This window comes from Streptomyces sp. NPDC058008, assembly GCF_042886395.1.
In the GTDB taxonomy this organism is placed as follows: domain Bacteria; phylum Actinomycetota; class Actinomycetes; order Streptomycetales; family Streptomycetaceae; genus Streptomyces.
In genome coordinates this window covers 313,827-337,305 of sequence record NZ_JBHVQX010000001.1, presented here as the reverse complement: position 1 = coordinate 337,305, position 23,479 = coordinate 313,827, and the positions used below count along the sequence as shown (strand labels likewise).

Here is a 23,479-nt window from a genome sequence, read left to right as displayed (position 1 = left end):
CCGGGAGAGCGCCCGGACGACGCCGGCAGAGATCCACGACGCGCCGGAGCCCCGGGCAGGCCCGGAGACCCGGAGACCCGGAGACCCGGCCAAAGCCCTACCCGGCCGGCCCTGGACCCCACCCCCCGGCCATCACCCCTGAAGCGCGCACCCCCGGACCACCGCACCGCCACCGGAGACCAGCGACCCCGGACCACCGCGACCGCGACACCCCCCGGAGAGCAAGGCCCCCAAAACGCCGAATCGCCCCGGACACCGCGCTCTGGACAGGACGAGCGCGGTACGCGGGGCGAAGGATGCCGGCCGGAGCGGCCGGGGTGCAGCAGCGGGTCTACGGGCTTCAGCGGCCCTCGACCGGGACGAAGTCGCGCAGGACCTCGCCGGTGTAGATCTGGCGCGGGCGGCCGATGCGGGATCCCGGCTCCTTGATCATCTCGTGCCACTGGGCGATCCAGCCGGGGAGCCGGCCGAGCGCGAACAGCACGGTGAACATCTCGGTCGGGAAGCCCATGGCGCGGTAGATCAGGCCCGTGTAGAAGTCCACGTTGGGGTAGAGGTTGCGCGAGACGAAGTACTCGTCGGAGAGCGCGTGCTCCTCCAGCTTGAGCGCGATGTCGAGCAGCTCGTCCGACTTGCCGAGCGAGGACAGCACGTCGTGGGCGGCGGCCTTGATGATCTTGGCGCGCGGGTCGAAGGACTTGTACACCCGGTGGCCGAAGCCCATCAGGCGGACGCCGTCCTCCTTGTTCTTGACCTTCTGGATGAAGGAGTCGACGTCGCCGCCGTTGGCCTGGATGCCTTCGAGCATCTCCAGGACCGACTGGTTGGCGCCGCCGTGCAGCGGGCCCCACAGGGCCGAGATGCCGGCGGAGATCGAGGCGAACATGTTCGCCTGCGACGAGCCGACCAGACGCACGGTGGAGGTCGAACAGTTCTGCTCGTGGTCCGCGTGGAGGATGAGCAGCTTCTCGAGCGCCGAGACGACGACCGGGTCCGGCACGTACTCCTGGGCCGGGACCGAGAAGGTCATGCGCAGGAAGTTCTCGACGTAGCCGAGGTCGTTGCGCGGGTAGACGAACGGGTGGCCGATCGACTTCTTGTACGCGTACGCCGCGATCGTCGGAAGCTTGGCCAGCAGCCGGATCGTCGAGAGGTGGCGCTGCTCCTCGTCGAACGGGTTGTGGCTGTCCTGGTAGAAGGTGGACAGCGCGCTGACGACCGAGGACAGCATGGCCATCGGGTGGGCGTCGCGCGGGAAGCCGTCGAAGAAACGCTTGACGTCCTCGTGCAGCAGCGTGTGCTGGGTGATCTCGTTCTTGAAGGCCGACAGCTCGTCGACCTTGGGAAGGTCACCGTTGATCAGCGTGTACGCGACCTCGAGGAACGTCGAGCTCTCCGCGAGCTGCTCGATCGGGTAGCCGCGGTACCGCAGGATGCCCTGCTCGCCGTCGAGGTAGGTGATGGCGGATTTATAGGCGGCTGTGTTGCCGTATCCGCTGTCCAGCGTGACCAGGCCCGTGTTGGCCCGGAGCTTCCCGATATCGAAGCCCTTGTCGCCGACGGTGCTGTCGATCACCGGGTAGGTGTACTCGTCATCGCCGTACCGCAGTACTACAGCGTTGTTGGTGTGCTCGCTCACGTCATCCCTCACCGACGTAGTGCCTCTTCTTCGAGGTGCCCTGACTGTCTCCACCCTCCCCCATTTGGCGCAGGAGAGTGCACTCGGGGTCGTCCATTGGACCTACCGACGGCACTGAGTGCCGCCAACTTTCTCATCCTGCCCCCTCCCTTCCGGTTCCGGAAGGCCTCAGTGATGTTTCCCACCGTTTTGATCGATCATTTTTCCGGGAAGTCTCCGCCCGTTCCGCCGCTGAGCCGGAAATCCAGCGCCGTACAGCGTCTGCCTGCGGAAACGGTGCGGACGGCCTGCCCGATGGCCTTGCGGGAACCGACCAGTACGACGAGCTTCTTGGCCCTGGTCACCGCGGTGTAGAGGAGGTTCCGCTGGAGCATCATCCAGGCGCTGGTCGTCACGGGGATGACGACCGCCGGATACTCGCTGCCCTGTGACCGGTGGATGGTCATCGCGTAGGCGTGGGCCAGTTCGTCCAGTTCGTCGAAGTCGTAACCGATCTCCTCGTCCTCGTCCGTGAGGACCGTCAGCCTCTGCTCGTCCGCGTCGAGGGCGGTGACCACGCCGACCGTGCCGTTGAAGACGCCGTTCTCCCCCTTGTCATAGTTGTTCCTGATCTGGGTCACCTTGTCGCCTACCCGGAAGACCCGGCCGCCGAACCGCTTCTCGGGGAGGTCCGGGCGTCCCGGGGTGATGGCCTGCTGGAGCAGGCCGTTGAGATGGCCGGCCCCGGCCGGGCCGCGGTGCATCGGGGCGAGGACCTGCACGTCACGTCGGGGGTTCAGGCCGAACTTGGCCGGGATGCGGCGGGCGGCGACATCCACGGCGAGCACCCCCGCGTCCTCCGTCTCGTCCTCCACGAACAGGAAGAAGTCGTCCAGCCCCTGGGTGAGCGGCGGCACCCCGGAGTTGATGCGGTGGGCGTTGGTGACGACGCCGGACTTCTGGGCCTGGCGGAAGATGGTGGTCAGCCGGACGGCCGGGACCGGTCCGCCGTCGGCCAGCAGGTCCCGCAGCACCTCCCCCGCGCCGACCGAGGGCAGCTGGTCCACGTCACCGACCAGCAGCAGATGCGCGCCGGGGGCCACGGCCTTGACCAGCTTGTTGGCGAGCAGCAGGTCGAGCATCGAGGCCTCGTCGACGACCACCAGGTCGGCGTCCAGCGGCCGGTCCCGGTCGTACGCGGCGTCCCCTCCGGGCTTCAGCTCCAGCAGCCGGTGCACGGTGGACGCCTCGGCCCCGGTCAGCTCCGAGAGCCGTTTCGCGGCTCGTCCGGTGGGGGCGGCCAGCACCACCTTCGCGTTGCGGGCGCGGGCCAGCTCGACCACGGACCGGACGGTGAACGACTTGCCGCAGCCGGGTCCGCCGGTGAGGACGGCGACCTTCCTGCTGAGCGCGAGCCGGACGGCCGCCTCCTGCTCGGGGGCCAGCGTGGCCCCCGTACGCCGCGCGAGCCAGGCCAGCGCCTTGTCCCAGTCGACGTCCTGGAAGGCCGGCATCCGGTCGTCGGGCGTGCGCAGCAGGCGCTGCACCTGGGCGGCGAGGGAGATCTCGGCGCGGTGGAAGGGGACGAGGTACACGGCGGTGACCGGCTGTCCGTCCTCCGGCCCCGGCACCTTCTCCCGTACGACGCCCTCGGGGTCCTCCGCGAGCTCGGCCAGGCAGTCGATGACGAGCCCGGTGTCGACCTGGAGCAGCTTCACCCCGTCGGCGATCAGCCGCTCCTCGGGCAGGAAGCAGTGCCCCTGGTCCGTGGACTGCGAGAGGGCGTACTGGAGTCCGGCCTTGACCCGCTCGGGGCTGTCGTGCGGGATCCCCACGGCCTGGGCGATGCGGTCGGCGGTGAGGAAGCCGATGCCCCAGACGTCGGCGGCCAGCCGGTAGGGCTGGTTCTTCACGACGGAGATCGAGGCGTCGGCGTACTTCTTGTAGATGCGGACGGCGATCGAGGTGGAGACGCCGACGGTCTGGAGGAAGACCATGACCTCCTTGATCGCCTTCTGCTCCTCCCAGGCCGCGGCGATCATCTTCGTACGCTTGGGACCGAGTCCGGGCACCTCCACGAGCCGTTCGGGCCGCTGCTCGATGATGTCCAGGGTGTCGACGCCGAAGTGGGTGGTGATGCGGTCGGCCATGACGGGCCCGATGCCCTTGATCAGACCGGATCCCAGGTAGCGGCGGATGCCCTGGATGGTGGCCGGGAGGATCGTGGTGTAGTTGTCCACCTGGAACTGTTTGCCGAACTGCGGGTGCGAGGCCCAACGCCCCTCCATCCGCAGGGACTCGCCGGGCTGGGCTCCGAGCAGCGCGCCGACGACGGTGAGCAGGTCGCCCGCGCCGCGCCCGGTGTCGACGCGGGCGACGGTGTAGCCGTTCTCCTCGTTGGCGTAGGTGATCCGCTCCAGGACTCCGGTCAGTTCGGCAACGCCCTGGCGGCTGCCCTGCTCCGGTCCGACTCCTTTGCCAGGCACGGCCCCACCTGCTCATCCGTTATGTGCGTTGCCAGGGAGGCTACCGGCAGGCACCGACAGCGCGGGCCGGGTCCGTGGAGGCGGCCCGCGCGGCCCGCGCGCCGGCCCGGCGGGTCCGAGGGACTTCCGAGGGGCTTCCGGTGATTCCCGGGAAAGGGGGCCGCGCCCGTCCCCGAGGAGGCCCGTGAACGCCCCCGGAGGGTGTCCGGACGCACGTGCGCGCCTGTCCCGGGGGCAGGGGGTCCCCCCTCGTCCGTACGGCGCCCCCGAGTCGGCTCAGGCGTACCCGGCAACCGCTCCGGCCTGGGCTTTCACCCCGTTCCGGCCTACGCTTCGGCTGTCTGGAAGGGGGTCCGGATGGACCGGAACACACGCTCGGTGGACGACGTGCTGAAGCTGATGGACGGCCTGTTCGCGCCGGAGGCCGACCGGTGGACCAGCGGGGCGGGGACGTGGTGGGACGGGTTCTACGAGGACCGGTCGAAGCCCGTGCCGTTCTTCGTGGCGAAGCCCGACGAGAGCCTGGCCTCGTACGTCGGCCGGGGGCTGGTCCGCCCGGGCCGCGCCCTCGATCTGGGCTGCGGCCCGGGGCGCAACGCCCTGTACCTCGCCTCGCTCGGCTTCGAGGTGGACGCGGTCGACGTGTCCGCCGGAGCCATCGCCTGGGCCGGGGAGCGGGCGCGCGCGGCGGGGGCGGACATCCGCTTCCACTGCGGCGACGCCTTCGCCGAGGACGGGGGCGCACCGGACGGACCGTACGACCTGATCCACGACTCCGGCTGCTTCCACCACCTGCCGCCGCACCGCAGGGTCAGCTACCTCCGGCTCGTCGACCGCGCCCTCGCCCCCGGCGGGCACCTCGCACTCGGCTGCTTCGCCGCCGGGGCGGCGGGATGTGAGCTGCCCGACGCCGAGTTGTACGACGGGACGGGTCTTCGGGGCGGCCTCGCCTACACGCCGGAGGAGCTGCGCTGGATCTTCTCCGGGCTGCGGGAGGTCGAGCTGCGGCGGATGCGGGACGAGCCGGCCGGATCCCCGTGGTTCGGCGAGGACTTCCTCTGGGCGGCGCTGTTCGCGAAGCCGGAGGGGGCCGCGCCGCTCAGTCGATGACCGCGGTGGCTTCGATCTCCACGAGGTGCTCGGGGACGTCCAGCGCGACGACGCCCAGGAGCGAGAGCGGCGGGGCGGTGGTGATGCCGAGTTCGGCCGTGGCGCGGGAGATGCCCGCGAGGACCAGGGGCATCTTGTCCGGGGTCCAGTCGACGACGTACACGGTCAGTCTCGCGACGTCGGCGAAGGATGCGCCGGCCCCGGCCAGCGCGGTGGCGACGTTGCGGTAGCAGTGCTCGATCTGGGCCGTCAGGTCGTCGGCGCCGACGACCGTGCCGTCGGCGTCCCAGGCGACCTGCCCGGCGACGAGGACCAGTTTCGAACCGGTCGCGATCGACACCTGCCGGTAGATGTCGATCTCGGGCAGTCCCACCGGGTTCACCAGGGTGATGGCCATGCTGTACGCCTCCTCGTCGCGGGGGCCGGGCAACCGGCCCCCGCTCTCTTGTGGTTACTCAGGAACCGTAGGAGAGTGAGCGCTGACATGGAAGAACGCACTTCTAGGTGACTGAGGAACCCCATGGTGACCAAGCAGTTCAGCGGATCGCCGGAGGAACAGGCGGACCTGAGGCGGGCGGATTCGCTGGCGCGGGAGATCTTCTCGGACGTGGCCAACAAGTGGGCGCTGCTGATCATCGAGGCCCTGGGCGAGCGCACCCTGCGGTTCAGCGAGGTGCGGGGCGAGGTCGAGGGCATCAGCCACAAGATGCTCACCCAGAACCTGCGGATGCTGGAGCGCAACGGCCTGGTCGGGCGGACGGTGTACCCCACCGTGCCGCCCCGGGTCGAGTACACCCTCACGGAGCCGGGCCGGGCGCTGCGGCAGACGGTGGACATGATGTGCGCGTGGACCCACCGGCACTTCGGGCACATCGAGGCGTCGCGCCGCGACTTCGACGGCTGACGACGACAGGGGGGCGGAAGCGGAATGGGGCCCGGCCACATGGCCGGACCCCCCTCGCTCTCCCCCTCCGCCGGGCTTCCCGAATCCCCCCGGACCCCTCCCCGGAAGTCCCGACGCAGAGTACGACCGGGGAGGGTGGCGAAGGGTTGTACGCCTTGACCGTCTCTTTACCCGGGACCTCGGAGACGGCTCTCAGCAGGCGTGTTCCAGGTAGCGGGCGGCGACTTCGCCGATCACCTCGGCTCCGTCGCGGGCCCAGAGCCCCTCGTTGAAGATCTCGACCTCGATCGGCCCGTCGAAGCCGGTGGCCTCGACCTGGCTGCGGATGGCGCGGAAGTCCACGCAGCCGTCGCCCAGTTGGCCCCGCCCGACCAGAACCCCCGCCGGGAGCGGGGTGATCCAGTCGGCCAGCTGGAAGGAGTGGATGCGTCCGCCCGCGCCCGCCCGGGCGATCTGCGCCGCGACCTGGTCGTCCCACCAGACGTGGTACGTGTCGACGACGACCCCGACCTGCTCGGCGGGGAAGCGCTCCGCGAGGTCGAGGGCCTGCGACAGGGTGGAGACGACGCAGCGGTCCGAGGCGAACATCGGGTGCAGCGGCTCGATCGCCAGGCGGACGCCGCGTTCCCGGGCGTAGGGGGCCAGTTCCGCCAGCGCGTCGGCGATGCGCTCCCGGGCGCCGACGAGGTCCTTCTCGCCGTCGGGGAGTCCGCCGGAGACCAGGACCAGGGTGTCCGTGCCGACACCGGCGGCCTCCTCGACCGCGGCGCGGTTGTCGTCGAGGGCGCGGGCGCGCTCGGCGGGGTCGACGGCGGTGAGGAATCCGCCGCGGCAGAGGCTGGTGACGGTGAGGCCCGCGTCCTTCATCAGCCGCCCGGCGCGCTCGACGCCGTACTCCCGCACCGGGGCGCGCCAGAGGCCGGCCTGGCCGATGCCCGCCTTGGCGCAGCCCTCGACGAGCTCCGGCAGGGACAGCTGGCGGACGGTCTCCTGGTTGACGGACAGGCGGGACAGTTCGGAACTCATCGGCTTCCTCCGTGGACGGTCAGCAGGGAGCGCATCCGGGCCTCGGCCAGCTCGGGGTCCGGGAACAGGCCCAGGCGGTCGGCGAGTTCGTACGCCTTCGCCAGGTGCGGCAGCGAACGGGCGGACTGAAGGCCGCCGGCCATCGTGAAGTGGTCCTGGTGGCCCGCGAGCCAGGCCAGGAGGACGACCCCCGTCTTGTAGAAGCGGGTCGGGGCCTCGAAGAGGTGGCGCGACAGCTCGACCGTGGGGTCGAGGAGGGCGCGGAAGCCTTCGACGTCCCCGGTGTCCAGGACCCTGACCGCGTGGGCGGCCAGCGGGCCCAGCGGGTCGAAGATGCCGAGCAGGGCGTGGCTGAAGCCCCGGTCGTCGCCCGCGATCAGCTCGGGGTAGTTGAAGTCGTCGCCGGTGTAGCAGCGCACCCCGCTGGGAAGCCTGCGCCGTACGTCGATCTCGCGCTCGGCGTCCAGGAGCGAGATCTTGATGCCGTCGACCTTGTCCGGGTGCTCCGCGATGACCTTCAGGAAGGTGTCCGTGGCCGTGTCGAGGTCCGTACTGCCCCAGTAGCCGTCGAGCGCCGGGTCGAACATGGGGCCGAGCCAGTGCAGGACGACCGGTTCCGCGGCCTGGCGCAGGAGGTGGGCGTACGTCTCCAGGTAGTCCTCGGGGCCGTTCGCGGCGGCGGACAGCGCGCGGGAGGCCATCAGGATGGCCTGGGCGCCGCTCCCCTCGACCAGGGCGAGCTGCTCCTCGTAGGCGGCGCGGACCTCGGGCAGGGTGGCGGGGCCGGTGAGCTGGTCGGTGCCCGCACCGCAGGCGATCCGGCCGCCGACCGCCTTCGCCTCGGCGGCCGAGCGGCGGATCAGCTCCGCCGCTCCGGCCCAGTCCAGGCCCATGCCGCGCTGGGCGGTGTCCATCGCCTCGGCGACGCCCAGGCCGTGCGACCAGAGGTGGCGGCGGAAGGCGAGGGTGGCGTCCCAGTCGACGGCGGCGGGGTCGTCGGGGCTGACGTCGGCGTACGGGTCGGCGACGACGTGGGCGGCGGAGAAGACCGTACGGGAGGCGAGCGGCGCCCCGGACGGTGCCAGGTCGAGCGGGGTGGTGCGTGGTTCGTACGGGCCCTGCGGGAGGTGGATGGTCACAGGCTCAGCTCCGGGACGTCGAAGCGGCGGCCCTCGGCCGAGGACTTCAGGCCGAGTTCGGCGAGCTGGACGCCGCGCGCACCGGCCATGAGGTCCCAGGTGTAGGGCTCGTCGAGCACGATGTGGCGCAGGAAGAGCTCCCACTGGGCCTTGAATCCGTTGTCGAACTCGGCGTTGTCGGGGACCTCCTGCCACTGCTCGCGGTACGGCTCGGTCACCGGGAGGTCGGGGTTCCAGACCGGCTTGGGGGTGGCCGAGCGGTGCTGGACACGGCAGTTGCGCAGTCCGGCGACGGCGGAGCCGTGGGTGCCGTCGACCTGGAACTCGACGAGCTCGTCGCGGTTGACGCGGACCGCCCAGGAGGAGTTGATCTGGGCGACGGCGCCGCCGGCCAGCTGGAAGGTGCCGTACGCGGCGTCGTCCGCGGTGGCGGGGTAGGGCTTGCCCTGCTCGTCCCAGCGCTGCGGGATGTGCGTCTGCACGTGCGCCGAGACGCTCGTGACCTGGCCGAACAGCTCGTGCAGGACGTACTCCCAGTGGGGGAACATGTCGACGACGATGCCGCCGCCGTCCTCCGCGCGGTAGTTCCAGGAGGGGCGCTGGGCCTCCTGCCAGTCCCCTTCGAAGACCCAGTAGCCGAACTCGCCGCGCACGGAGAGGATCTCGCCGAAGAAGCCGCCGTCGATGAGGCGCTTCAGCTTGAGCAGGCCCGGGAGGAAGATCTTGTCCTGGACGACGCCGTGCTTGATGCCGGCGTCGCGGGCGAGGCGGGCCAGTTCGAGCGCGCCCTCGACGTCGGTGGCGGTGGGCTTCTCGGTGTAGACGTGCTTGCCGGCGGCGATGGCCTTCCTGATCGCCTCGACGCGGGCCGAGGTGACCTGCGCGTCGAAGTAGATGTCGATCGACCCGTCGGCGAGCACCGCGTCCAGGTCGGTCGACCACTCGGTCAGGCCGTGCCGGTCCGCGAGCGCCTCCAGTGCGTGGGCGCGGCGGCCGACGAGCACGGGCTCGGGCCACAGCACCTCGCCGTCACCGAGGTCGAGGCCGCCCTGCTCGCGGATCGCGAGGATCGAGCGCACCAGGTGCTGCCGGTATCCCATGCGTCCCGTGACGCCGTTCATGGCGATGCGCACTGTCCTGCGTGTCACGAAAGTTCCTCCATACAGCCGTAGCAAGCGCTTTCTATGCGGTATGACGCTAGCCTGCCGGGAGCGGCCCGGACAAGAGGGGCCGCTCCACAACTCCTCGGAGGAGAGCGATGACAGTCACCCTGGCGGACGTCGCGGCCCGCGCCCGGGTGTCCCCCGCCACCGTGTCCCGCGTCCTGAACGGCAACTACCCGGTGGCCTCGTCCACCCGGGAACGGGTCCTGCGCGCGGTGGACGAACTCGACTACGTGCTGAACGGCCCGGCCAGTTCCCTCGCCGCCGCGACGTCCGACCTGGTGGGGATCCTGGTCAACGACATCGCCGACCCGTTCTTCGGCATCATGGCCGGGGCCGCGCAGAGCGAGATCGGCGGTCCGGGCGACGGATCGGGCCGCGGCGGCGGGGAGAAGCTCGCCGTCGTCTGCAACACGGGCGGCTCCCCCGAACGCGAACTCACCTATCTCACCCTGCTCCAGCGCCAGCGCGCCGCGGCCGTCGTCCTCACCGGCGGCGCGCTGGAGGACCCGGCCCACCAGGACGCGATGGCCGCGAAGCTCACCAGGCTCGCCGACGCCGGCACCCGCATCGTCTTCTGCGGCCGCCCGCCGCTGCCCGGCACCGAGGCGGTGGTCACGGCGCTGGCCTTCGACAACAGGGGCGGCGCCCGGCGCCTCACCGAGCACCTGATCGCCCTGGGGCACCGGCGGATCGGCTACGTCGCCGGGCCCCTGGAACGCACCACGACCCGGCACCGGCTGGAGGGCCACCGCGAGGCCATGAAGGCGGCGGGGCTGTACGGGGACGAGGAGGGCGTCACCGTGCACGGCCCGTACGACCGCGGTTCCGGCTACGACGCCACGCTCGGGCTCCTGCGCCGCGATCCCGGGGTGACGGCCGTCGTCGCCGCCAACGACACCGTGGCACTGGGGGCCTGCGCCGCCGTCCGGGACCTCGGGCTCCGCATCCCCGAGGACGTGTCGGTGGCCGGATTCGACGACCTGCCGTTCTCGGTGGACGCCGTACCGGCCCTGACGACCGTGCGGCTGCCGCTGTTCGGGGCGGGTGCGCGGGCCGGCCGGCTGGCGATGGGCAAGGAGACACCGCCGCCGGGAGGCATGGCGACCATCGCCGCGGAGCTCATGGAACGGGGATCCACGGCGCCCCCGGCCCGCTGACCCCCGTCCTGACGGCCCGCCCCGCCGACCCCGTCGTGACGGCCCCGGACCCGCCGGTCCGGGGCTCCCCCGCCTGCCGTTCACCGGCACCCCGCCGCTCGCGTACCTACGGGACCCCCGCTGACCTGGTGATCCCGTACCGGCGGGACGCCGCACCCCGAAAGATGGGGGCGACTCCCCCATGTGCCGGGCCGGGACGCCCTCCAGGATGGGCACGGGAGAACCGCTGGAGTCTCCCTGGACCGGGGAGGTGAACGCGGTGGTGGAGAAGGAAGCGGTCGGCGGTACGGCGCTGCCGGACGGCGCGGGCGACGAGGACCACGCCCCGGTGGCGGACACCGGCGGCCTCTTCGGACTCCGGGAGCACGGCGAACCGTGGTGGGTTCCCGGCACGGTCGGACCGCGCCCGGCAGCCGAGCCCGAGTGGGCCGGCTTCGCCCGGGAGGCCGTCGGCCGGGCGCCGCGGGCCGCGCGGATCGCGGACCGCGCCTACCCCGGCCTGACCGGCTTCGTCCCGGTCGTCGCCCCGTTCGCGGCCCGGGCCGCCGACCGGGTGGCGTCCGCGGTGTCCGGGGACAGCGGCGCACGGCCCGGACCGGCCGCCTGCTCCGCCGGTGTACTGGACGGCTTCCGGCGCGACGTGGAACGGCGCCTGGCCGTGCTGGCCGCCCGGACCCTCGTATCGGAACTGCACGACGCGCGGGCCGGCGGCCGGCTGACGGGCCCCGGGCCGCGTGAGCGCTTCCGGGACTTCCTGCGGCTGACAGCGAGCCGGGCGGGCCTCGCCTCGCTGGTCACCACCTACCCGGTGCTCGCCAGGGTCCTCGCGCGGGCGGCCATGAACGCCGCCGACGCGTTCGCCGAGATGCTCGGCAGGCTCGCGGCGGACGGAAGCCTCCTCGGTTCCTCCCCGGTGCTCGGGGACCGGGGCGCGGGGCGGCTCACCGGCTACGGACCGCACACCCTGACCGAGGTCGAAGCGGGTACGGGCGACAGCCACCGCGGGGGCCGGTCGGTGATGCTGCTCCGGTTCGCCGACGGCGCCCGGCTGGTCTACAAGCCGCGCCCGCTCGCCGCGCACCGGCACTTCGACACCGTGGTGCGATGGTTCAACTCCCTCGCGGGGACGCCCGGTCTGCGGACGCCCCGGGTCCTGGACCGGGGCGCGTACGGCTGGGCCGAGTTCGTGGGGGACGCCCCCTGCCGCACGGCCGCCGAGACCACGCTCTTCTACCGGCGCCTGGGCGCGCTGCTGGCCCTGCTGCACGTCCTGGACGGCACGGACCTGCACCACGAGAACCTCATCGCGTGCGGGGCGCATCCCGTCCTGGTCGATGTGGAGACGCTGTTCCACCCGCCCCTGACGCAGGTACCGCCCGCCGACCCGGCCGCCCGTGCCCTGTACAGCTCGGTGCACCGCGTCGGACTGCTCCCCCAGCTGCTGGTCGGGGACACCACCGCGCTCGACATGTCCGCCGTCGGCGGCGGCCGGGCGGCCTCCTCCCCGCTGGAGACCGCCTCGTGGGCGGCGGCGGGCACCGACACCATGCACCTGGTGCGCACCACCGGGCGGTTCACCGGGTCGGCCAACCGCCCCACCCTGGACGGGGCCCCGGCCGAACCGTTCCGGTTCACCGACGCCCTGTGCGACGGTTTCCGCGCCGCGTACACGGCCGTCAGCGACTCGCGTGACGAACTGCTCGGCCCCAAGGGGCTGTTGCGGCTCTTCGCGGACGACGAGACACGCTTCGTGCCCAGGCCGACCTGGACGTACGCCACGCTGCTGCACGAGTCCACCCACCCCGACCTGATGCGGGACGCGGCCGAGCGCCAGCAGGTGTTCGCGCTCCTGCGCACCGGCGCCCTGGGCACCCCCGCGCTGGCCGGCCTGGAGGACGAGGAGATCGCGGAGCTGTGGCAGGGCGACGTTCCCGTGTTCACCACGCGTCCGGACCTCACCGAGGTGTGGAGCGGCACCGGCCGCAGACTGCCGGGGCCCACCGGACCCACCGGGCTGGCGCGGGTGGAGGCGAAGATCCGGGCCCTGGACACCGTGGACCGGCTGGACCAGGAACGGATCATCCGCACCGCCATGGTGAGCACCTCCACCGAGCCGCCGCACGGCGCCGCCGGGACCGCGCGGCCCAGGACCGAGGCCACCGCGCCGGAACCGGAGCGGCTGCTGTCCGCCGCCCGTTCGGTGGGTGACCAGCTCGTCTCGCTCGCGTACGACAGCGGCAGCCGGACCAACTGGATCGGCCTGGAACTGCTCGGCGAGCGCTACTGGCGCCTCACGCCGCTGGCGGCCGACCTCGCGGGCGGCTACACCGGGCCCGCGCTGTTCCTCGCCCAGCTGGCGTCCCTGACGGGGGCCGCCCGGTACGCCGACGCGGCCCGGGCCGCGCTGGCACCCCTGCCGGGCCTGCTGGACGCGCTGCACCTGCGGGGGGACGACCTCGGCGTGCTCGGTTCCGGCGCCTTCGCCGGCCTCGGGGGCATCGCGTACGCCCTGACCGAGGTCGGGACGCTGCTGGACGACAGCCGGCTGCTGGACTGGGCGGGGCCCGCCACCCGGCTCGCCTGCGCGGCGAGTTCGGCCGAGGAGGGACTCGGGGTGCGCGGCGGCGCGGCCGGCGGGCTGGTGTCGCTGCTCGCCGTGCACCGGGCCACCGGCCGGACCGAGGCCCGGCGCGGTGCCGAGCGGTGCGCCGAACGGCTCGTCGCCGCGGCGCCCCCATCGTCCGGGGGCTTCGCGGACGGGGCGGCCGGCATCGGCTGGGCACTGCTGCGGTTCGCCGGCGCGGGCGGCGGGACGCGCCACAGGGACGCCGGGCTCGACGCCCTGCGTGGCGCCGTACGGGGCGCCGGCGGCGGCCGGTCCTGGTGCGCGGGGACGTCGGGGGTCGCCCTCGCGGTCGCCGACAGCCCCGAGGCCCTGGCCGATCCGGAGCTCCGCGACTGGCTCGCGGAGCATGCCGGTGACGTGGCCCGGGCCGCACCGCAGACGGACGACAGCCTGTGCCACGGCGAACTGGGCGTACTGGAACTGCTCGGTCACCCCGCCCTGCTCCCGCTGCGTCCCCACTGGCTGCGCCGGACCGGCACCCTGATGGCCGCCGCCGACCGGGCGCAGCCGCGCTGCGGGACGCCCGGACACGTACCCCACCCCGGGCTGCTCACCGGCCTGTCGGGCATCGGACACGGGCTGCTGCGGGCGGGGTTCCCCGACCGCGTCGGTCCGGCACTGCTCATGCGCCACTCCACGGGGGCCGACCGGACCCGCGTACCCATGACGTTCTCGACCAACGACCCTAAGCAGAGGCAGAGATGACGCAGATCAGTGAGTCGGCCGGATATGTGGACGTCACCCTGGCGCACGAGGGCGCCTTCGAGCACCCCGCGGGCCGGATATCGCTGGGGAACAACGGGGGCCTGGGGCTGAGAAGCAGACTCCTCAGCGCCTCGGACGGGGACGTCGTCAACGGCCCCGACCTGCCGTGGACGACGTTCACCGTCCCGATGTAGCCGTTTCCCGCCACCGTGCACGTCATGACGGGAATGCGCCCACTGCCGCGCTCTGTACGGCTCCAGTAATCTGCGGCCATGCGCGCGAATTCGCCGGTCGTCGTCGGACGTGACGAGGAGGTCGGTCTGCTGAGCAGCGCCCTGGCCGCCGCACGACGGCGTTCGGGGCGCGCGCTGTTCCTCGTCGGCGAAGCGGGGATCGGCAAGTCCCGGCTGGTGGGCGAATGCGCCTACCGGGCCTACGGGCTGGGCATGCCGGTGCTGCGCGGGCGGGCGGGCTCCACCGGCCTGGTCGTGCCGTTCCGCCCCCTGGTGGAGGCCCTCTCGTCCCATTTCCGTGCGGCGGGCACGCCGACGGACCCGGAACTCGCCCCCTACCACCCGGCGTTGGCCAGGCTGGTCCCGGAGTGGCGGAGCGGTGCGCCGGCCGGTTACACGGAGACCGTGGTCGAACTGGCGGAGGCCCTGCTGCGGCTGCTGTCGGTCCTCGGCCGGGACACCGGCTGCGTGGTGCTGCTGGAGGACCTGCACGACTGCGACACGGAGACCGTCGCGGTCGTGGAGTACGTCATCGACAACCTGGCGGACCTCCCGGTCCTGCTGCTGGGCACCCTGCGCCCTGAACAGGGCACCGCCCTGGACCTCGTACGCTCCGCCGAGCAGCGGCACACCGCGACGGTGGTGGAGTTACGCGGGCTGGGCGACGCGCACGTGCGGACCCTGACCGGGGCCTGCCTGGAGACCCCGCCCGAGCTGGTGCCGGAGGCGGTCCAGCGGCGTCTGGTCGAACGCGCGGCGGGCAACCCCTACCTGGTCGAGGTGCTGCTCGACGATCTGCTCGACACCGGCAGGCTGCGGCGCACGGAGACCGGGTGGGAGGCGGCGGACCAGCCGGACGGCGCCCTCCCGTCGCGCATCCTGCGGAGCTGGTCCCACCGGCTCGACCGGATGGACGAGCCGGTGCGGGACCTGTTGCTGACGGCGGCGACCCTGGGCGGCCAGTTCTCCGTGGCGGTCCTGCAGACCGTCACCGGGCTGGAGGACCGGGCCCTGTTCACCCACCTACGGTCCGCGGTCGAGACCGGTGTGATCGCCCCCGACGGGGCGGCCCCCGACCGCTACACCTTCCGCCACACCCTCACCGCCGAGGCGCTGGTCTCCTCCCTCGCGCCGGCCGAGCGGGCGGCACTGGCCCGGCGTGCCGCCGCGGCGGTCGAGCGGTCGGGGGAACCCCTCGACGAGGACCGGCGGCAGCTCGTGGCCTCGCTGGAACTCGCGGCGGGCAACCGTGCCCGGGCCGCGCTCCAGTTCGCCGAGGCGGGCCGGCGGATGCTCGCGTCGGGTTCGCACGGTTCGGCCGTGGTGCTGCTGGAACGTTCCCTCTCCCTGGCGGCGGACTCCGACCTCGCGGCCGTCACCGAATCCCTGGCGGTGGCCAGGGCCGAGGGGGGGGACCTCGACGGAGCCCTGGCCCTGGCCGAGGGCCTGCCGGCGCTCCCCGCCCGCTCGGAGGCGGCCGCCCGGCGCGGGGACGCCCACATCAAGATCGCCTGGGTGGCCGTGATGGCCGAGCGCGCCGAGGACACCGCACGGCAGATCGCGGCGGCACGCTCCCTGTTCGGCCCGTCGCCGTCCCCGGCCCGCCGCGCTTCGCTCGCCGTCGTGGACGGCCACCTCTCCCTGCTCCCCGGGGAGGACCGGCGGGATCCGGAGGCGGCCGAACGGGCCGCGCGGGAGGCCGCCGGGACCGCCGAGGCGGAGGGGCTCCCGGTCGTGGCCTGCCAGGCCTGGCAGCTGCTCGCGCTCCTGCACCGGGAGCGCGGCTTCGACGCCGCCGACGCGTGTCTGGAGCGGATGCTCGCCCTGTCCACCGAGCACTCCCTGCCGCTGTGGCGGGTGGAGGCGCTGGTGCGTCTGGGGGTGAACGGCTTCATGCGGACCGGTGACGCGGCCCGCCTGCACTCGGCGCGGGCGGCCGCGGCGGAGCTGGGTTCCCTGCTGCTGGCGCAGACGGTCGACGGACTGCTCGCGATGAACGCGGTGATGTGCGCCCGGTGGGACGAGGCGGAGGAGATCACCACCCGGTCGGTGGAGGCGAGCGCCAGGATCGGCAACCACGGCGCGCACCGCTATCTGCTGCTGGCCGGGGCGGCCGCCGCGGCGCACCGGGGCCGCCGCCGGGAGACGGACCGGGCCCTCACCGCGTTCCGCAGGGCGGGCGGGGAGCAGTCCGCGCTGGTGCCCCTGCGGCTGGGGTTCTGCGGGGCGATCGGGGCGCTGCTGGAGGAGGACCGCCCCGCGGCCGTGGCGGCCCTGGACGCGGCCCTCGCCTGGGAGCGCGACCACCCCAGCTACTACTACCTGAGCGGCCGCTACGGCCTGCGCCCGCTGCTGCGGGTGCTGGCGGGTGACGCGGCGCGCGGGGAGTACGAGGAGGTGGCCGGGGCACCGGGTGCCGCCCTGGCCTGGAACCGCCAGTTCCTCGAACTGACGGAGGCGGTGCTGCTCGGCCGGGAGGGCGACCCCGCGGGTGCCGCGCGCCGGATGACGGCCTTCCACGCCCGGTCCGAGGCCTTCCCGGTGGCCCGTCATCTCGGGCTGCGGCTGGTCGCGGACGCGGCGCTCGCCGACGGGTGGGGCGAGCCGGTGCCGTGGCTGCGCACCGCCGAGGAGTTCTTCCACTCGGCCGGGGTGCAGCCGGCGGCCGCGGCGTGCCGGGCGGCGCTGCGGCAGGCGGGGGTGAGCGTGACCCAGCACCGCGGTGGACGTGACCGGATCCCCCCGTCGCTGCGGACCAGCGGGGTGACTCCGCGCGAGTACGAGGTGTTCGTGCTGCTGGCGGACCGGCCGGGCAACCAGCAGATCGCCCGGAGACTGTCCATCTCGCCCCGCACGGTGGAGAAGCACCTGGCCAGCCTGCTGAGCAAGACGGGCCGGGCGAACCGTTCGGCCCTGTGCGAGTTCGCCGCCGAGTGCGTGGCCGACCCGACCTGAGCGGGCGTTCCCCCGGTGCGGACGGCCGGCCCGCCCGTACCCCGGGCCCGGGTGGGGGAACGGCGGCGCAACATGGGGGTGTCGGGCGGCGGGGGTCGGGTTCGCGCCCCGGAAGATGCGGGGCGCCTACCGATGTGCCGCGTCCCGCGTCGCGGCAGCATCGGCCCAGTACGGCAGCTCGTCGCCCCTCCCCCGGCCAGGAGGCCCGCTGATGCCCCTTCCCCCCGCCCGCTCCGGCTCCGGTGCGGTCTACTTCTCGCTGCTCGGGCCGCTCTCGGCGGTGGCCGACGGCAGGCCGCTGCCGCTCGGACCACGCAAGCAGAGGCTGGTCCTGGCCACCCTGCTGTCCCGCCCCAACACGCCCGTGCCGGTGGATGTGCTCACCGACGTGGTGTGGCCGGAGGGCCCGCCGCGGACCGCGCGCAAGAACCTCCAGGTCTATGTCAGCGCCGCCCGCGCGCTGTTCGGGGCCGTGGACGGCGACGACCGGGGCCGGGTGGTGCACGGCTGCGGCGGCTACCGGCTGCGGGTGGAGGAGGACGAGCTGGACACCCTGCGCTTCAGGACGCTGGCCCGGGCGGGCCGGGCGGCGGGCGAGCGGGGCGACCTGCGCACCGCCGCCCGGCTGCTGCGCGAGGCGCTGGACCTGTGGGGCGAGCGTGCGCCGCTGCACGACCTCCGGGACTCCGCCGGGGTCGCGGAGGAGGCGGAGCGGCTGGAGGCCCGCTGCCTCACGGTCTACGAGGACTGGGCCGAGGCCGAGATCGAGACGGGCCGGGCGGGCGTCGCCGTGGACGGCCTGCGGGACCTGGTGGAGCGCCACCCCTTCCGGGAGCGGCTCCGGGCCGCGTGGATGAACTCCCTGCACCAGACCGGGCGTCAGGCGGAGGCGCTGGCGGTGTACGACGACTACCGGCAGCTGCTCGCCCGGGAGCTGGGCCTGGAACCCAGTCCGGCGATGGCGGGCCTCTACCGGGCGATGCTCGGCGAGGGCCGGGCTTCCCGGCCCTCCGCTCCCCGGAACGCGGCGGGCGGTGTGTCACTGCCTGCGGACAGCAGGCACTTCACCGGCCGCGAGGACGAACTGGCGCGGCTGCTCGACGTGTCGGGGAGCCAGGACGGTGCCGTGCTGGTCGTCTCCGGCCCGGCAGGGGTGGGCAAGTCGGCCCTGGCCGTGCGGGCGGCCCACCTGCTCGCGGACCGGTTCCCCGACGGGCGGGTCCATGTCCGGGCGCGGCGGGAGGACGGTGCCGCGCGCACCCGGAACGACATGCTGGACGAGCTGGGGCGGCTGTGCGGGGTGGGCGGCCGGGGCCGGCCGGACCCCGCGCAGGCCGGGAACACCTGGCAGGACTGGCTGTCGGGGCACCGGGCGCTGATCGTGCTGGACGACGTGGCGGACGAGGCGTCGGTGCGGGGGCTGCTGCCCCGGTCCGGGAGGAGTTCGGTGCTGCTCACCGCCCGCGGTCAGCTCGCCGGCCTCGAAGCCGTGCACCGGACGGCGCTGGCGGCACCCGGCGAGGACGAGGCGCTGGAGCTGCTGGGGACCCTGATCGGCGCGGACCGGCTGCGGACGGACCGGGCCGCCGCGCTGCGCATCGTGCGGGCCTGCGGGGGCCTGCCGTTGGCGGTGGCGGTGAGCGGGATGCGGCTCGGGGTGCTGCGGCACCTTCCGCTGGCGGAGTACGCGGACCGGCTCGACGACCCGGCGGCGGCCCTGGACGAACTGGTGGCCGGGGACGTGTCCGTACGCTCCCGGCTCGCGGCGGGCTGGCGGGACCTGGGCGCCCGCGACCGGGGGGCACTGGTCCGCATCGCGGGGCTCGCGGGGGACGGCGGCTTCACGCTGGAGCGGGCGATGGCGGCGCTGGACCGCGACGAGCGGGGCACGATACGCGCGGTCGAGTCACTCATCGACAGCGGTGCGGTGTCCTCCCCCTCGGGCGAGGTCACCGCACACGCCGCGCTGTACGAGGTGCCCCGGCTCCTCTGTCTGTACGTCCGCGAGGAGGCGGGCCCCGAGGGGGCCGGCGTACGGGAGCCGGTCCTCGCCCTCGGGGGTGGTGCTTCCCGCATCCTCAGCCGAGGGTGAGCAGGTCCAGCAGGCCGGGGAGGCTCTCCCCGGCCGCGTGCCCCCGGACGGCGTCCCCGTCGGCGGCGTCGCGGCCTGCGGACAGGAAGTGCAGGGCGAGCAGCAGACCCGCCGCTCCCGTGCCGAGGTCGGCGGAGAAGCGCCGCAGCGTCGCACCCGGGACGAGCAGCCGGTCCTCGTCGGCGACGAGGTGCCAGGCGAGGTTGCGTACGGAGGCCAGGACCCCGGGCCCCGTCCGGGTCACGGGGTCGAGCTGCCCGGCGGCGGCGACGAGGCCCGCGCGCCCGGTGAACAGCCCCGGCTCACGGACGAATTCCATGGCGCAGCCCTGGGCCACGCCCGGGATCAGGGCACTCAGTGCCGCGTCCTCGTGCCGGGCGGTGTAGGCCTGGGCGACCAGCGCGACCCCTGAACTGCCCTGCCCGAGATAGAGCAGATGGCGTCGGCCGTCCTTCACCTGGAGCGAGCCGTCGTCCATGGTGACGAGGTGTCCGGCCTCGCGCCCCAGGGCGGTGCGGGCGGCCCGGCGCAGCCATTCCTCGCCGGTCAGCGCGTGCAGTTCGAGCAGGAGCAGGGCGGCTCCGCTCAGCCCGCGCAGCAGCCCGGCCGACTCCGGCGGGCGCATGCCGTCCACCTGTTCGCCCCGCACCAGCCGGTCCAGGTCCCGGGCGGTGCGCAGGGCGCTGTCGACCAGCCGGGGGTCGGGGGCCGCGCCGCCCGCGCGGGCCATGCGCAGGGCGGCGAGCGCGGTTCCCGCCCGCCCGGTGAAGAGGTCCGCCGACGCCGTCACCGGTGCGTGGGACGTCGCACGCTCCCACACCTCCCGTCCCTGCTCGGCGCGGCCCAGAAGGGTCAGTACCAGCGCGGCACCGGGCAGGCCGTCGTAGAGTCCGCCGGCCCCGGCGGGGTCCCTGCGCAGCGCCGCCGAAGCGAGCCAGTCGGTCCACTGCGCGGGGACGGGCGCACCGGCCCGGTGCAGGGCGTACAGGACGCCCGCCGCACCGTTCACCAGGTCGGTCCCGCCCGTGGCGAAGAGGCCGGGGCCTCCCGGGAACAGGCGGTCCGCGCGTCCGGGTGTCGCTCCGGCGTGGATCCCGGCCAGCAGACGGGTGCGGATCCCGGCCCAGTCCACCTCCGGGCCCTCGAACAGGGCGGCCACCTCGGCCTCGCGCCGTCGTGACGCGTCCGGACCGTGGAGCAGGGCGGGCCTGCGGGGCCCCGCTCCGGCCGGCAGTGCGTACCGCCTGCGGGCCCAGCGTTCCAGGGTGAGGGCCTTCGCCCTTTCGAGTCCGGCCATCTCCATGACCGGCATCAGGATGCTGAGCCAGGTCGCCCACAGCGCGTAGGCGTCGGCCTCCGCCCCGGGGGTGCCCTGGGGGGCCTGGAGGCCCTGGGCGCCGGCCAGCGGGGTGTCCGCGTCGTCCAGGGCGGTGGCGTACTCGAAGTCGACGAGGGCGATCCGCCCGTCGGGCCGGACGATGATGTTGGAGGGGTGCAGGTCACCGAAGCGCAGACCGCGTGCGTGGATCGCGTCCAGCGCCCTGGAGAGTGCACCGGCCACCGACTCGGCCCATGCGACGTAGGGGGCGAGTTCGTCCGCCGAGTCCGCCCCGCGTACGAGGGCGAAGCGGGCGACGATCTCCTCCAGCAGGGTGTTCCCCTCGATGTGCTCCTCGATCAGGAAGTGGTGCTCCCACACGGTCCGCACCCCGTACACCCGGGGTACGCAGTCGAGTCCGGCCAGCGCCGTCAGCGCCCGGTGCTCGCGGTGCAGCCGGGTCACGGCGTCGTCGCCGGCCCCGTCGAGGCCGCAGTGGGGACGCGCCTCGCGCAGCACCACGCGCCGTCCCGTCCCCCGGTCCTCGGCGAGGTAGATCCCGCCGGCGTTGGAGAACTGGAGGGCTTCGGTGACCGTGTACGGGAAGGTGTCGTCGCGGGCGGCGGCGCGCGCCGCGAGGTGCGGCCGCAGGGCCGCGGGGACCTCGACCCACGAGGGCATCCGGAAGACCACCCCGCGTTCGTCCGGGACCAGTTCCCCGGCGGGGTTCCGCAGCGCCAGGACCTGCCGGCCGTCGGTGTCGGCGCACCAGCGGGGGACGAAGGCGCCGTAGCGCGTGTAGACCGGTGCGTCGCCGATCCGCAGGTCGCTGAGGACGTAGGGGCCGCTGCGTCCCGCCAGTGTCCGGGAGAGTTCCTCGGCCAGGTCGAGGAACACGGTCTCGTCGGGCGGGTAGGCCGCGACGAACTTGCCCGCGCCGCTGCGGTGCATGTGCTTGTCCGCCATCAGCAGCAACGCCTTCTCGCTGCGCAGGAACTTGAAGGGCACGCCGTGGCGGAGGCAGATCCGCGCGGTGTCGCGCAGGGTGGCCTCGGCCTCGCCGGGGACGGTGGACACATGGATCTTCCAGCCCTGCTCGGCCGGTTCCACGCCCTCGGGCACCAGCGAGGTCCACAGCCCCACGGCCTCGCGGCGCCAGCCCGCCGGGGGCGGATCGGTGTCGAGCCGGTACCGGGACTCCTCGTCGGGCAGCCGGGCCGGGGTGTCGAAGTACGTACGGTCGGCGAGGCAGTACAGCTGGGTTTCCTGGGTCCCTGGCACGCTCGGCTCTCTCTTCTCGAAGCCCGCGGGAAGCACGGACGGCGGCGGTGGGGCGGTGGGACCTCTCCCGCGGGTCAGTCCCCGGGAACGGCGCGTTCGGCGGCGGCCGGCGGGTGGCCGGAGCCCGGCGCGGCCACGGGACCGTCACCGGCCGCCGCCCGCACGGGCCCGGCGGCCGGCTGCGGCGCGTCGGCGGGTCCGGCCTCGCGGGGCGGGGCGGGCTCCGCCCGCGCCGAGGGGGCCAGGGTGACCACGAGGGCGGACAGGGCCAGCACGCAGCCGGTCAGCGCGAACGCCCAGCGGGCGCCGAAGGCGGTCAGCAGCGCTCCGCCGGCCAGCGGTCCGAACGGCTGGACCATGGAGGACAGGAATCCCGCGGCGCTCTGCACCCGGCCCACCCGGTCCTCGGGGGTCACGATGAGGAGCTTCGAGAGGAATCCGATGCTGGCGACGGTCGACAGGCACATGCAGAGCGCGCACATCAGCCCGGCCACCAGGGGCCGGGCGGCCCAGGCCATCACCCCGGCGGCGGCCGCACAGGCCCAGCACGTGGCGACGATCAGGAGCCGGGAGTGCCGGTCGGGGCTGACGCGCGGGGCGATCAGCGCCCCGGTCAGGGCCCCGGCGGACACGCAGGTGATGACGAAGCCGCCGCCGACGCCGGAGGTGCCCCCGTCGGAGAACGCGGTCAGGGCGGTGAAGGTCAGCGCCCCGAAGGCGAAGTTCATGCCCAGGCCGAACACGAGGAGGACCGTACGCAGGTAGGGCAGTCCCCACAGGAACGTGAGGCCCGCCAGGAGTTCGCGCCGGCTGAACACCGCGCCCGCCTTCGCCCGGGCCCGGGAGCGGGTGCGTACGAGGGCCACGCAGACGGTCGACAGCAGCAGCCCCAGCGCCTCGGCCGCGAAGGGCAGGGCCGGGTGGACACCGAACAGCGCGCCCCCGACGAGGGGTCCGACGAGCCGGGCCGTCTGGCTGCGTGCCTGGAGCCGTGCGGTGGCGGTGCCCATCTGGTCGGCCGGGACGACCGCGCGCATCAGGCCGAAGACGGCCGGCGCGTAGACGCTGCTGATGACCGCGCCCGCGGCCGCGACGAGCAGGACCAGGGGCATGGGGGCGTGCCCGAACCAGACGGCGGTGGCGAGGGCGGTGACGACGGTCAGGCTGCCGGCGTCGCACAGCCTCATCAGCCGGCGCCGTTCGACGCGGTCCGCCATCACCCCGCCGGGCAGCATGGTGATCAGCACGGCTCCGACGGACACCGTCCCGACGGCCCCGGCCTGCACGGCGGAACCGGTCTCCTTGAGCACCAGCAGGGGAAGGGCGAGGGCGGTCATCTGCCCGCCCAGAACGGCGAAGAGGCCGCTCAGCCAGAGCAGCCTGAAATCCCTGTTGCCGCGCAGCGGCGTGGTCATCGTGAACTCCCGGTGGTGGTCGGGGTCGTGGCGAGAGGCGCGGGCCCGTTCGGCCCGCCGGAGGCGAGGGGATCCGGTCCGCGCACGGAGCGGGGCGGGAGCACGCGAGCAGGTGGCCCGGGGGCGGGCCGGGGCGGAAGCGACGGCGGGGCGGCTCCGTCACGACGGAACCGCCCCACAACACCGGCCGGCCGGGCGCCACGGCGGGAGGACCTGCCCCGGCCTCCGTGGCGCCGCCCCGGTGCGTC

Annotated in this window: 15 protein-coding genes; 7 read left to right on the top strand and 8 right to left on the bottom strand. The window is 73.9% G+C overall.

Going from position 1 to position 23,479, the window contains the following annotated elements; all coding sequences use genetic code 11:
- Positions 1–340 precede the first annotated feature (340 nt).
- Together ACFVS9_RS01410 and ACFVS9_RS01405 are read right to left on the bottom strand one after the other, a co-directional pair.
- Positions 341–1,639 (bottom strand): citrate synthase, encoded by a 1,299-nt coding sequence (locus ACFVS9_RS01410; RefSeq protein ID WP_073746777.1) that lies wholly within the window; start codon positions 1,637–1,639, stop codon positions 341–343.
- Positions 1,640–1,836: 197 nt separating this feature from the next.
- Positions 1,837–4,104: an ATP-dependent RecD-like DNA helicase gene (locus ACFVS9_RS01405; protein ID WP_383113887.1), complete on the bottom strand. Its 2,268-nt coding sequence runs from the start codon at positions 4,102–4,104 to the stop codon at positions 1,837–1,839.
- A gap of 357 nt (positions 4,105–4,461) precedes the next feature.
- Here ACFVS9_RS01405 and ACFVS9_RS01400 point away from each other — a divergent pair, with 357 nt between their 5' ends.
- Positions 4,462–5,214 carry a class I SAM-dependent methyltransferase gene (locus ACFVS9_RS01400; RefSeq protein WP_389929362.1) on the top strand — a complete coding sequence of 251 codons (753 nt, stop codon included), beginning with the start codon at positions 4,462–4,464 and terminating at the stop codon, positions 5,212–5,214.
- Here ACFVS9_RS01400 and ACFVS9_RS01395 read toward each other — a convergent pair.
- The gene (locus ACFVS9_RS01395; RefSeq protein WP_389929360.1) at positions 5,204–5,611 is read right to left on the bottom strand and encodes a RidA family protein; all 408 of its coding nucleotides are present in this window, start codon (positions 5,609–5,611) and stop codon (positions 5,204–5,206) included. The two genes, ACFVS9_RS01400 and ACFVS9_RS01395, sit on opposite strands and share 11 nt — an antisense overlap.
- A gap of 123 nt (positions 5,612–5,734) precedes the next feature.
- On the opposite strand from ACFVS9_RS01395, the gene ACFVS9_RS01390 reads away from it, so the two are divergent.
- Entirely contained in the window at positions 5,735–6,118 is a 384-nt protein-coding gene (locus tag ACFVS9_RS01390; protein WP_383113890.1) for a winged helix-turn-helix transcriptional regulator, read from the top strand.
- A gap of 192 nt (positions 6,119–6,310) precedes the next feature.
- Here the strand turns inward: ACFVS9_RS01390 and ACFVS9_RS01385 are convergent, their stop codons facing one another.
- From ACFVS9_RS01385 to ACFVS9_RS01375, 3 genes are read right to left on the bottom strand one after another with little or no spacing between them, the layout of a single operon-like run.
- Complete coding sequence (locus tag ACFVS9_RS01385; RefSeq protein WP_383113891.1) at positions 6,311–7,144, bottom strand: sugar phosphate isomerase/epimerase family protein; 834 nt, start codon at positions 7,142–7,144, stop codon at positions 6,311–6,313.
- On the bottom strand, positions 7,141–8,283 hold the full coding sequence (locus ACFVS9_RS01380; RefSeq protein WP_389929358.1) for a dihydrodipicolinate synthase family protein: 1,143 nt from the start codon (positions 8,281–8,283) through the stop codon (positions 7,141–7,143). The genes ACFVS9_RS01385 and ACFVS9_RS01380 overlap by 4 nt, the downstream gene beginning before the upstream one ends.
- Positions 8,280–9,431, bottom strand: coding sequence for a Gfo/Idh/MocA family protein (locus ACFVS9_RS01375; protein WP_389929356.1), 1,152 nt, complete (start codon positions 9,429–9,431; stop codon positions 8,280–8,282). Before ACFVS9_RS01375 ends, ACFVS9_RS01380 begins: the two co-directional genes overlap by 4 nt.
- A 110-nt stretch (positions 9,432–9,541) precedes the next feature.
- Between ACFVS9_RS01375 and ACFVS9_RS01370 the strand changes: the two genes are divergently transcribed.
- The 5 genes from ACFVS9_RS01370 to ACFVS9_RS01350 all read left to right on the top strand — a co-directional run bounded on the left by ACFVS9_RS01370 (position 9,542) and on the right by ACFVS9_RS01350 (position 19,217).
- Positions 9,542–10,606 (top strand): LacI family DNA-binding transcriptional regulator, encoded by a 1,065-nt coding sequence (locus tag ACFVS9_RS01370; protein ID WP_389929354.1) that lies wholly within the window; start codon positions 9,542–9,544, stop codon positions 10,604–10,606.
- Between the two features lie 208 nt (positions 10,607–10,814).
- Positions 10,815–13,937, top strand: a complete 3,123-nt coding sequence (locus ACFVS9_RS01365) for a type 2 lanthipeptide synthetase LanM family protein (RefSeq protein ID WP_389929352.1) — start codon at positions 10,815–10,817, stop codon at positions 13,935–13,937.
- Complete coding sequence (locus ACFVS9_RS01360; RefSeq protein ID WP_383113896.1) at positions 13,934–14,131, top strand: hypothetical protein; 198 nt, start codon at positions 13,934–13,936, stop codon at positions 14,129–14,131. Before ACFVS9_RS01365 ends, ACFVS9_RS01360 begins: the two co-directional genes overlap by 4 nt.
- 78 nt (positions 14,132–14,209) lie before the next feature.
- Positions 14,210–17,125, top strand: coding sequence for a helix-turn-helix transcriptional regulator (locus tag ACFVS9_RS01355; protein ID WP_383113897.1), 2,916 nt, complete (start codon positions 14,210–14,212; stop codon positions 17,123–17,125).
- A 211-nt stretch (positions 17,126–17,336) separates the two neighbouring features.
- The gene (locus tag ACFVS9_RS01350) at positions 17,337–19,217 is read left to right on the top strand and encodes a BTAD domain-containing putative transcriptional regulator (protein ID WP_389929350.1); all 1,881 of its coding nucleotides are present in this window, start codon (positions 17,337–17,339) and stop codon (positions 19,215–19,217) included.
- Here the strand turns inward: ACFVS9_RS01350 and lanKC are convergent.
- Both lanKC and ACFVS9_RS01340 read right to left on the bottom strand, forming a co-directional pair.
- Positions 19,204–21,816 carry a class III lanthionine synthetase LanKC gene (gene lanKC / locus ACFVS9_RS01345; protein ID WP_389929348.1) on the bottom strand — a complete coding sequence of 871 codons (2,613 nt, stop codon included), beginning with the start codon at positions 21,814–21,816 and terminating at the stop codon, positions 19,204–19,206. The two genes, ACFVS9_RS01350 and lanKC, sit on opposite strands and share 14 nt — an antisense overlap.
- A 74-nt stretch (positions 21,817–21,890) precedes the next feature.
- Positions 21,891–23,231, bottom strand: coding sequence for an MFS transporter (locus tag ACFVS9_RS01340; RefSeq protein ID WP_383113900.1), 1,341 nt, complete (start codon positions 23,229–23,231; stop codon positions 21,891–21,893).
- Positions 23,232–23,479: the final 248 nt, after the last annotated feature.

What these genes read in the sequence shown, in the direction of transcription:
- ACFVS9_RS01400 (WP_389929362.1), top strand. Translation starts at nt 4,462, where the DNA reads ATGGACCGGAACACACGCTCGGTGGACGACGTGCTGAAGCTGATGGAC.
- ACFVS9_RS01395 (WP_389929360.1), bottom strand. Translation starts at nt 5,611, where the DNA reads ATGGCCATCACCCTGGTGAACCCGGTGGGACTGCCCGAGATCGACATC.
- ACFVS9_RS01365 (WP_389929352.1), top strand. Translation starts at nt 10,815, where the DNA reads ATGGGCACGGGAGAACCGCTGGAGTCTCCCTGGACCGGGGAGGTGAAC.
- ACFVS9_RS01385 (WP_383113891.1), bottom strand. Translation starts at nt 7,144, where the DNA reads ATGAGTTCCGAACTGTCCCGCCTGTCCGTCAACCAGGAGACCGTCCGC.
- ACFVS9_RS01340 (WP_383113900.1), bottom strand. Translation starts at nt 23,231, where the DNA reads ATGACCACGCCGCTGCGCGGCAACAGGGATTTCAGGCTGCTCTGGCTG.
- ACFVS9_RS01350 (WP_389929350.1), top strand. Translation starts at nt 17,337, where the DNA reads ATGCCCCTTCCCCCCGCCCGCTCCGGCTCCGGTGCGGTCTACTTCTCG.
- ACFVS9_RS01390 (WP_383113890.1), top strand. Translation starts at nt 5,735, where the DNA reads ATGGTGACCAAGCAGTTCAGCGGATCGCCGGAGGAACAGGCGGACCTG.
- ACFVS9_RS01355 (WP_383113897.1), top strand. Translation starts at nt 14,210, where the DNA reads ATGCGCGCGAATTCGCCGGTCGTCGTCGGACGTGACGAGGAGGTCGGT.
- ACFVS9_RS01370 (WP_389929354.1), top strand. Translation starts at nt 9,542, where the DNA reads ATGACAGTCACCCTGGCGGACGTCGCGGCCCGCGCCCGGGTGTCCCCC.
- ACFVS9_RS01360 (WP_383113896.1), top strand. Translation starts at nt 13,934, where the DNA reads ATGACGCAGATCAGTGAGTCGGCCGGATATGTGGACGTCACCCTGGCG.